Genomic DNA, 8,161 nt, shown 5'->3' with positions numbered 1-8,161 from the left:
GTTACATTCCGAACCCGGAAGCTAAGCCTTACAGCGCCGATGGTACTGCAGGGGGGACCCTGTGGGAGAGTAGGACGCCGCCGAACAAATTTTGAAGGAAACCCCCGTACCGGGAAATCGGTACGGGGGTTTTCTGCGTTTACGGGATCCTCCGATCTACTGTTGCCGTATGCGCTACGACCTGGTCATCTTCGACAACGACGGCGTCCTCGTGGACAGTGAACCGATCTCCAACGGCCTCCTCGCCGCCTATCTCACCGAGCTCGGACACCCCACCTCCTACGAGGAATCCATCCGGGACTACATGGGATCCGCGATGCACCGTGTCCACGACCTGGTCCACGAGCGCACCGGGCAGCGGCTGCCCGACGACTTCGACGACGTCTTCCACGCACGGGTCTTCGCCGCGTTCGAACGCGAACTGCGGCCGGTCGCCGGGGCCGTGCAGGTGCTGGAGAAGCTGACCGCCGACGGCGTGCCCTACTGCGTGGCCTCCTCCGGGAGCCACGAACGGATCCGGGTCGGGCACCGTACGACCGGACTCGACCGGTGGTTCGACGCGGGGCGGGTCTTCAGCTCCCAGGACGTCGGGCGGGGCAAGCCGGCACCGGACCTGTTCCTGCACGCGGCCGAGCGGATGGGCGTACCGCCGCGGCGGTGCGTCGTCGTGGAGGACAGCCCGCTCGGGGTGCAGGCGGCGAACGCGGCCGGGATGGACGTGTACGGGTTCACCGCCATGACGCCCGCGGCACGGCTCACCGGAGCCACCCAGCTCTTCTCCGACCTGGGAGACCTCCTCGACCTGCTCGTATGACCCGCACCACCCGGCCGCGCTGACATTTGTCATGGCGAGCTCCGGACGATCGTTTCTGTCGGCCCGAGGGGTCCGGCCGCGAAGCTGAGTACATCGAGAGCGGCACGTACCAGGCGACGACGGAAGGACCCGATCATGAGCGTCACGGCCACGGAGACCGGAATCGCGACGGCTGCCGCCGGCGACACGTCCGAAGTCACCACCCGGCGGTACTTCCTGCCGCTGATCGTGGACGTGGCCGTGCCGGTGGGCACGTACTACCTCCTCAAGAGCGGCCTGGGGACGAGCACCATGGCGGCGCTGGGATGGAGCAGCGTCGTACCCGCCGTGCGGACCCTGTGGAGCGTGACGCGGGAGCGGAAGGTCAACGCGCTGGCCGCGCTGATCCTGTTCGTCAACGTGGCCGGGCTGCTGCTGAGCCTCGCCGCCGGTGACCCACGGCTGATGCTCGCCAAGGACAGCGGGGTCAGCAGTCTGATCGGGATCGCCGTGCTGGTCTCCGTGCCGGCCGGCAGGCCGATGATGACGCCGGCGATGAAGCCGTTCGTCACCAAGGGGGACCCTGCGAGGAAGGCCGCCTGGGAGCGGCTGTTCAACGGGTCCGAACGGTTCCGGACGCTCGAGCGGACCTTCTCCCGCGTGTGGGGAGTGGCGCTGCTCGGGGAGTGCGTCGTGCGGATCGTGGGCGCGTACACGCTGCCCGTCGACACGATGGTGTGGCTCGGCACGGTCGTCATGATCTGCACGATGGCCATGGCCATGGCTGTCAGCGGCGGTCTCGCCGCCGGTCCGATGGAGGGGATGGTCAGGGCCGAAGCGGGCGGCCGGACCTGCGAGCGGTGACGGCCTCACCGCAGAGGTGAGCAGAATTCATCTTCTGCTGGATCTACCCACCGGTAGGCCGGGGCCCTACGCTCGCCGCCATGACAGATGTGCTGCGGCGCGGCAGGGCCTCGCTGGCGTTCAGCTTCTTCGCCCAGGGCGCCACCTTCGCGCTGCTCGTGACGCGCATCCCGGCCATCCAGGACCGGTACGGGGTCTCGGACGCGCTGCTGCCCGTCTTCCTGGCGGCCGTCCCGATCCTCGCCGGCGTGGGAAGCGTGACGACCGAACACCTCGTCAAGCGCATCCGGCCGAGCCGGCTGCTGCGCTGGTCCCAGCCCGTGGTGCTGCTGGCGCTGCTCGGGGTCGGGGCCGGGGACCGGGTGGTCGAGATGGCGGTGGCCCTCGGCGCCTTCGGGCTCGCGGTCGGCGCGCTCGACGCCTCCATGAACATGCTGGGGGTGAGCCTCCAGCGGACCTACGGGCGCAGCATCATGCTCGGGTTCCATGCCACGTACAGCCTGGGCGGGATCGTGGGCGCCTCGCTCGCGTGGGCGGGGGCGCACTGGCATCTGTCGTTGTTCACGTCCTATCTGCCGGTGGTGCTCGTGCTGCTGCCGGCCGCGTTCCTGGGAAGCCGGTGGTACGTCGACGGGGAGGTGGCCTCCGGGCCTGAGAAGGCGGAGGGCGGGCCCGTCGTCTTCAAGCTGCTGCTGCCGCTGTGTCTGGTGATGACGTTCGCGTACATCGGGGACTCGACGGTCTCCAACTGGAGTGCGAAGTATCTCCAGGACGTGCTGGGCAGTTCGGAGCAGCTGGCGACCGTTCCGTACAACGTCTACATGGTGATGACGCTGGTGGGGCGGGCCGTCGGGGACGTCGGGGTGCGGCGGTTCGGGGCGGTGGCGGTCGTACGGCTGGGGGCCGTGGTGGCGGCGCTGGGGTTCGCGGTGGTGGCGGCGGCGCCCGGGGCGTGGGTCGGGATGCTGGGATTCACCTTGTTGGGGCTCGGGTTGTGCGTGCTGGTCCCGCAGACGTTCGCGGCTGCCGGGCGGCTCTTCCCGGGGGCTTCGGACACGGCCATCGCGCGTCTGAACATCTTCAACTACGTGGGGTTCCTGGTCGGTTCGCCGTTGGTGGGGGCGTTGGGCGACGCGTGGAGCTACCGGGGCGCGATGCTGGTGCCGATGGTGTTGGTCCTGGTGACCCTGGGGTACGCCCGTTCGTTCGCGGCCGGACCGGACCGATACGGTGACGGGCATGAGCGGCCGCGCACAGCTGATGTGGGACGAGGCAGTAACGGGCTATGACTTCGGTCCTGAGCATCCGATGGACCCGGTCCGGCTGGCGCTGACCCGGGGACTGGTCGGCGCCTTCGGGCTCGACCGGGACGTGGACGTGGTCGCGGCGAAGGCTGCCGGGGAGTCGACGCTGCGGCTCGTGCACCGGGAGGACTACGTGGAGGCGGTCAGGGCCGCCTCGGCCGATCCGGAGGCCGCGGACGCCTCGTACGGGCTCGGGACCATGGACGATCCCGCCTTCGCGGGGATGCACGAGGTGTCCGCGCTCATCGCGGGGCAGTCGGTCGGCGCGGCGGAGGCGGTGTGGCGCGGGGACGCGCTGCACGCGGTGAACTTCGCGGGCGGGCTGCATCACGCGATGCCGGGTGGCGCGTCGGGGTTCTGCATCTACAACGACGCGGCGCTGGCGGTCGCGCGCCTGCTGGAGCTCGGGGCCGAACGGGTCGCCTACGTGGATGTCGACGTGCATCACGGGGACGGGGTGCAGGCCGCGTTCTGGGAGGATCCGCGGGTTCTGACGATCTCGCTGCACGAACATCCGCGGACCCTTTTCCCGCAGACCGGGTGGCCGGAGGAGACCGGCGCCCAGGGCGCGGAGGGCAGCGCCGTGAACGTGGCGCTGCCGGCCGGGACGGGGGACGCGGGGTGGCTGCGGGCCTTCCACGCGGTCGTCCCCGAACTGGTCGCGGACTTCCGGCCGCAGGTGCTCGTGACCCAGCACGGCGCGGACACCCACTTCGAGGACCCGCTCGCGCATCTCGCCGTCTCGCTCGACGCGCAGCGGGCCGTGCAGGTCGCCTGTCACGAGCTGGCTCACGAGTACGCCGACGGGCGGTGGATCGCGCTGGGCGGCGGTGGGTACGCCGTCGTGGATGTCGTACCGCGGTCGTGGACGCACCTGGTGGCGGTCGCCGCGGGGCGGCCGATCGAGCCCGAGACGGTGATTCCGGAGAGCTGGCGGCAGGAAGTCTTCGCCCGTACGCGGCAGTTGGCGCCGGCGCGGATGACGGACGGGCGGTGGCCGGTGTCCTGGAAGGACTGGGAGTCCGGGTACGACCCGGCGGACCGCCTCGACCAGGCGATCGTGGCGACCCGGCGGGCGGTGTTCCCGCTGCGGGGGCTGCTCGCGTAGGGCGCCGCCGGCCGCCGCCACCGCCCGGAGATGTCCATTACGCCAACTGTGGGGCGTTTTCGGGATTTTCGGGGTGAACGTCCGGCACATGCGCCAGCATCGCTGACGTGTTGAGCACCGGAGCATTGCGCGCGCATCTGCTGGCCGCCCGGCTGGCCGGGCCCGTCGCCACCTCGCGCGAGGAGAGTCTGCGGAGTTATCGGCTCTTCGCGGCCCGTGATCCCCGTGTGCTGCTCGGACTTGATCCCGAATGGACGTGGCGGCAGCGGGATCTGATCGAGTTGATGGCGGACAAGTGCGGGGTTTCGGCCGATCCGGCGCACACGAGCGGGCATGATGTGATCGACCCGGAGAGGACCCTGGCCGCGTTGGAAGCCTTCGCGCGGCGGCTCGGGGAAGCGGCCCGCAACCGCGAACCGGTGCTTCTGGGTACCGGTCATCCGCATCGCCTGCTCGGTTTCTACGCCGCTCTCGCGGACGCGTTGTCGTCAGCGGGATGTACCGTCCTCACCCCCGCGCAGGGTAGCTCTGTCGACATAACGACCCGGTTCGGTCTACGCACCTACCACCTCGACTACGTACAGGGCGTCGCGTTGGTGCGCGAACCCGGTGTGCGTGCCCCCCGTGGTGCGACCGGCGCGCACTCCCACTCACCACTCCCGGTTCGTACCGTTCTGGCGGCCGCTGCGGAGTCCGGAGGGCCCCTCCCGGAGCTGGTGATCGGCGACCACGGATGGGTCTGCGGAGCAGGTCAGCTGGGGTTCGAGGCCATGGGGTTGGCCGATACGGACGATCCCGCGCTCTTCGTCGGAGAGGCGGAGGGGCGGGTGTCCGTCGTCGTTCCGGTTGATGACGCTGTGCGGTCTGCTTACTACCGACCGCTTACTCGCTATGTACTCAATCGAGCGTGTCTGTCACAGTAGGCGGCCGATGCCATCCCCTCTTCCCCACTCGCATCACCCGCCCCTACATTGGGGAGTGAGCACGCAACGACGAAGAGTCACCGGAAGGGGAAGCCGGTGGCCGTCGAGTGCGGAAGGTTCAGGTGTGTCATGGCTGCAGCGGGCGAGAGGCCTCTGAACGAGGTTCAGTTCCTTACCGTGGCGGAAGTCGCCTCGGTCATGCGAGTGTCGAAGATGACCGTGTACCGCTTGGTGCACAGCGGTCATCTGCCGGCGATCCGGGTGGGGAGGTCCTTCCGGGTGCCGGAGCAAGCTGTTCACGAGTACCTCCGCGAGAGCTATGTGGGGGTGGAGACGGCCTGACGGCGTCCCGGTGAAGTTCTCGAAAGGCGCTCGTGGCCACCTCGGGAATGCACTCGGATCACCTCGATTACGACCTCGGCGCTCGGACGGGTAGGCTGGCCCCTCATAGGTCGTGTGGGCCCATGCAGCCCAGCACCGAGTAAAGAGAAGTGAGCGAGGGTAGTCGTGGGCTCTGTTATCAAGAAGCGGCGCAAGCGGATGGCGAAGAAGAAGCACCGCAAGCTGCTCAAGCGCACTCGCGTTCAGCGTCGCAACAAGAAGTAAGGCCGTGCCCCGCCTCAGCGGGGCTCGTCCTTGCGCTTGCGCGGCAGCTGCCGACAGTGCGCTCTGTGGCCCCTCACCTACGGGTGGGGGGCCGCAGCGTTTTCCAGCCGCGGGCGGCCGCGCATCTGCGCCTCGAGCGCCCTCAGGGAGGATGCTGTGCGTACGCCCGCAGGCCCCGCGGTCCCGCCCGGTCGTAGGCCCCTGGCTCACCGTCACTTCGTGCGCCGGGTGGTCACCCCGGCGCAACATCGACCCGCTAGGTTGGCGGCACACGGGGAACACGGCAGGGTACGAGCAGAGCTACGTCCGGATACGTCCAGCACGGGAAGAGAGGCGCTGATCTTGGGGAAGGTCGTGCTCGTGACCGGAGCGGCCCGCCAGTTGGGGGGCCGGTACGTACGACGGATCCAGCGTGACCCGCAGGTGGAACGCGTGATCGCCGTGGACGCGGTGACGCCCGAGCACCATCTGGGCGAAGCGGACTTCATCCGGGCCGACATCCGCCAGCCCACGATCGCCCGGGTGCTCGCCGAGCACTCCGTCGACACGGTCGTGCACATGGACGTGACGGGCACCGCGCTGAGCGGCGGGAGCCGGACGACGGTCAAGGAGACCAACGTCATCGGCACCATGCAGCTCCTCGGGGCCTGTCAGAAGTCCCCGACGGTCAAGCGCCTCGTCGTGAAGTCCAGTACGAACGTCTACGGGTCCGCGCCCCGCGACCCGGCCGTGTTCACCGAGACGAACCCGCCCAAGTCGCTGCCCAGCGGCGGCTTCGCGAAGGACACGGTGGAGGTCGAGGGGTACGTACGCGGCTTCGCGCGCCGCCGGCCCGACGTCGCGGTGTGCGTGCTGCGGTTCGCGAACATCCTGGGTCCGAGCGCGGATTCGCCGCTCGCCTCGTACTTCGCGCTGCCGGTGCTGCCGACCGTGTTCGGCTACGACCCGCGCCTGCAGTTCGTCCACGAGGACGACGTCATCGAGGTGCTGCGGATCGCCTCGCACGAGCCCGAGCGGGGCACCCTCAACAGCGGCACGTTCAACATCGCCGGAGACGGCGTCCTGTTGCTCTCGCAGTGCGCGCGGCGGCTGGGCCGCCCCACGGTGCCGCTGCTGCTGCCGGCGCTCACCTGGGTGGGCACCGCGGTGCGTACCCTGGGCGTGACGGACTTCTCCCCGGAGCAGTTGCGGCTGCTGACGCACGGCAGGGTCGTCTCCACGAATCAGATGCGCGAGACGCTGGGATACAAACCGAGATACACGACCGCCGAGACCTTCTCGGACTTCGCACGCAGCCGGGGACCCGGACTCCTGCCCCCCGAGGCCCTCGCGGGGGCCGTCGACCGGATCGCCGCGCTGCCCGTCCTGGGCGGCGGCCGGCCCCCGACACTGAGCGCCAACTGAGGAGCGCATCGACGATGGCGGACGCCAAGGTCATTCCGTTCGACGACGACCGGTCGCGCGGGGGTGCTGCGCAGCGCCCGACGCGGCGGCGGACCACGGGGAGCCGGCGCACGGGCGATCCCGCGGTGGTCCGGGAGGTCCAGCCCCTGCCGGGCCGGACCTTCCCGCAGGATGATGTTCCTGTGACGCGTGAGGAGAAGCCTGTTCAGCAGCCCCGTGACGGTGGCGGGCTGGAGAGGCGTGTCGCCGGGGGCCTCGCCTTCCTGCGCAGGCGTCTGACCGGTGACTACGAGGTCGACGACTTCGGGTACGACCAGGAGCTCACCGACCAGGTCCTGATGTCCATGATCCGCCCGCTCTACGAGAAGTACTTCCGGGTCGAGGTCAAGGGCATCGAGAACATCCCGTCCGAGGGCGGCGCGCTGATCGTCGCCAACCACTCCGGGACGCTGCCGCTGGACGGCCTGATGATGCAGGTCGCCGTCCACGACAACCATCCCGCGGACCGGCACCTGCGGCTGCTCGCCGCCGACCTGGTCTTCATGCTGCCGGTCGTCAACGAACTGGCCCGCAAGGCCGGTCACACGCTCGCCTGCGCCGAGGACGCCGAGCGGCTGCTGGAACGCGGTGAGCTGGTCGGGGTGATGCCCGAGGGCTTCAAGGGCATCGGCAAGCCGTTCAGCGAGCGCTACAAGCTCCAGCGCTTCGGGCGCGGCGGATTCGTGTCGACGGCACTGCGGCAGGGCACCCCGATCATCCCGTGCTCGATCGTCGGCGCGGAGGAGATCTATCCGATGATCGGGAACGCGAAGACGCTCGCGCGGCTGCTGGGCTTCCCGTACTTCCCGATCACGCCGACCTTCCCGTGGCTCGGCCCGCTGGGCGCCGTGCCGCTGCCGACGAAGTGGACGATCCAGTTCGGCGAGCCGATCCCGACCGACGGCTATCCGCCGGAGGCCGCCGAGGACCCGATGCTGATGTTCAATCTGACCGACCAGGTCAGGGAGCAGATCCAGCACACGCTGTACAAGCTGCTGGTGCAGCGCCGGTCGGTGTTCTTCTGACCCTTTGCTTCCGACTCTCGCACATACGCCGGTGGGGCACCCTTCGAAGGAAGGGTGGCCCCCCCGAGGGGGGTGCAGCGGGGGGTGGGTGGTTG

9 protein-coding genes and 1 rRNA gene are annotated in these 8,161 nt (G+C 69.5%); all 10 read left to right on the top strand.

Features of this window, described 5'->3' with window-relative positions; genetic code table 11:
* Positions 1–86 (top strand): 5S ribosomal RNA (rrf, locus tag ACFV2J_RS42195); the annotation flags it as partial.
* Between the two features lie 83 nt (positions 87–169).
* Positions 170–814: an HAD family hydrolase gene (locus ACFV2J_RS42190; RefSeq protein ID WP_385093556.1), complete on the top strand. Its 645-nt coding sequence runs from the start codon at positions 170–172 to the stop codon at positions 812–814.
* A gap of 135 nt (positions 815–949) precedes the next feature.
* Positions 950–1,657: a VC0807 family protein gene (locus tag ACFV2J_RS42185; protein WP_385093559.1), complete on the top strand. Its 708-nt coding sequence runs from the start codon at positions 950–952 to the stop codon at positions 1,655–1,657.
* 80 nt (positions 1,658–1,737) lie between these two features.
* On the top strand, positions 1,738–2,946 hold the full coding sequence (locus tag ACFV2J_RS42180; protein ID WP_385093562.1) for an MFS transporter: 1,209 nt from the start codon (positions 1,738–1,740) through the stop codon (positions 2,944–2,946).
* Positions 2,897–4,069 carry an acetoin utilization protein AcuC gene (locus ACFV2J_RS42175; protein ID WP_385093565.1) on the top strand — a complete coding sequence of 391 codons (1,173 nt, stop codon included), beginning with the start codon at positions 2,897–2,899 and terminating at the stop codon, positions 4,067–4,069. Before ACFV2J_RS42180 ends, ACFV2J_RS42175 begins: the two co-directional genes overlap by 50 nt.
* A gap of 107 nt (positions 4,070–4,176) precedes the next feature.
* Positions 4,177–4,992 (top strand): phosphatase, encoded by an 816-nt coding sequence (locus ACFV2J_RS42170; protein WP_385093569.1) that lies wholly within the window; start codon positions 4,177–4,179, stop codon positions 4,990–4,992.
* 129 nt (positions 4,993–5,121) lie between these two features.
* Complete coding sequence (locus tag ACFV2J_RS42165) at positions 5,122–5,334, top strand: helix-turn-helix domain-containing protein (protein ID WP_004984898.1); 213 nt, start codon at positions 5,122–5,124, stop codon at positions 5,332–5,334.
* A 165-nt stretch (positions 5,335–5,499) separates the two neighbouring features.
* Positions 5,500–5,598, top strand: coding sequence for a 30S ribosomal protein bS22 (locus tag ACFV2J_RS42160; RefSeq protein ID WP_003948845.1), 99 nt, complete (start codon positions 5,500–5,502; stop codon positions 5,596–5,598).
* 342 nt (positions 5,599–5,940) lie between these two features.
* Entirely contained in the window at positions 5,941–7,002 is a 1,062-nt protein-coding gene (locus ACFV2J_RS42155) for an NAD-dependent epimerase/dehydratase family protein (protein WP_385093572.1), read from the top strand.
* 14 nt (positions 7,003–7,016) lie between these two features.
* A complete protein-coding gene (locus tag ACFV2J_RS42150) occupies positions 7,017–8,066 on the top strand; it encodes a lysophospholipid acyltransferase family protein (RefSeq protein ID WP_385093575.1) in 1,050 nt (349 codons plus the stop codon).
* The last annotated feature ends 95 nt before the right edge of the window (positions 8,067–8,161 follow it).

This window comes from Streptomyces sp. NPDC059668, from assembly GCF_042734135.1.
Taxonomy (GTDB): Bacteria; Actinomycetota; Actinomycetes; order Streptomycetales; family Streptomycetaceae; genus Streptomyces.
Note: the sequence above shows the minus strand (reverse complement) of the source record. Positions and strands in the feature narration are given on the sequence as shown.

Coding starts and splice junctions, on each gene's coding strand:
- ACFV2J_RS42190 (WP_385093556.1), top strand. CDS start 170: ATGCGCTACGACCTGGTCATCTTCGACAACGACGGCGTCCTCGTGGAC.
- ACFV2J_RS42150 (WP_385093575.1), top strand. CDS start 7,017: ATGGCGGACGCCAAGGTCATTCCGTTCGACGACGACCGGTCGCGCGGG.
- ACFV2J_RS42165 (WP_004984898.1), top strand. CDS start 5,122: ATGGCTGCAGCGGGCGAGAGGCCTCTGAACGAGGTTCAGTTCCTTACC.
- ACFV2J_RS42185 (WP_385093559.1), top strand. CDS start 950: ATGAGCGTCACGGCCACGGAGACCGGAATCGCGACGGCTGCCGCCGGC.
- ACFV2J_RS42180 (WP_385093562.1), top strand. CDS start 1,738: ATGACAGATGTGCTGCGGCGCGGCAGGGCCTCGCTGGCGTTCAGCTTC.
- ACFV2J_RS42175 (WP_385093565.1), top strand. CDS start 2,897: ATGAGCGGCCGCGCACAGCTGATGTGGGACGAGGCAGTAACGGGCTAT.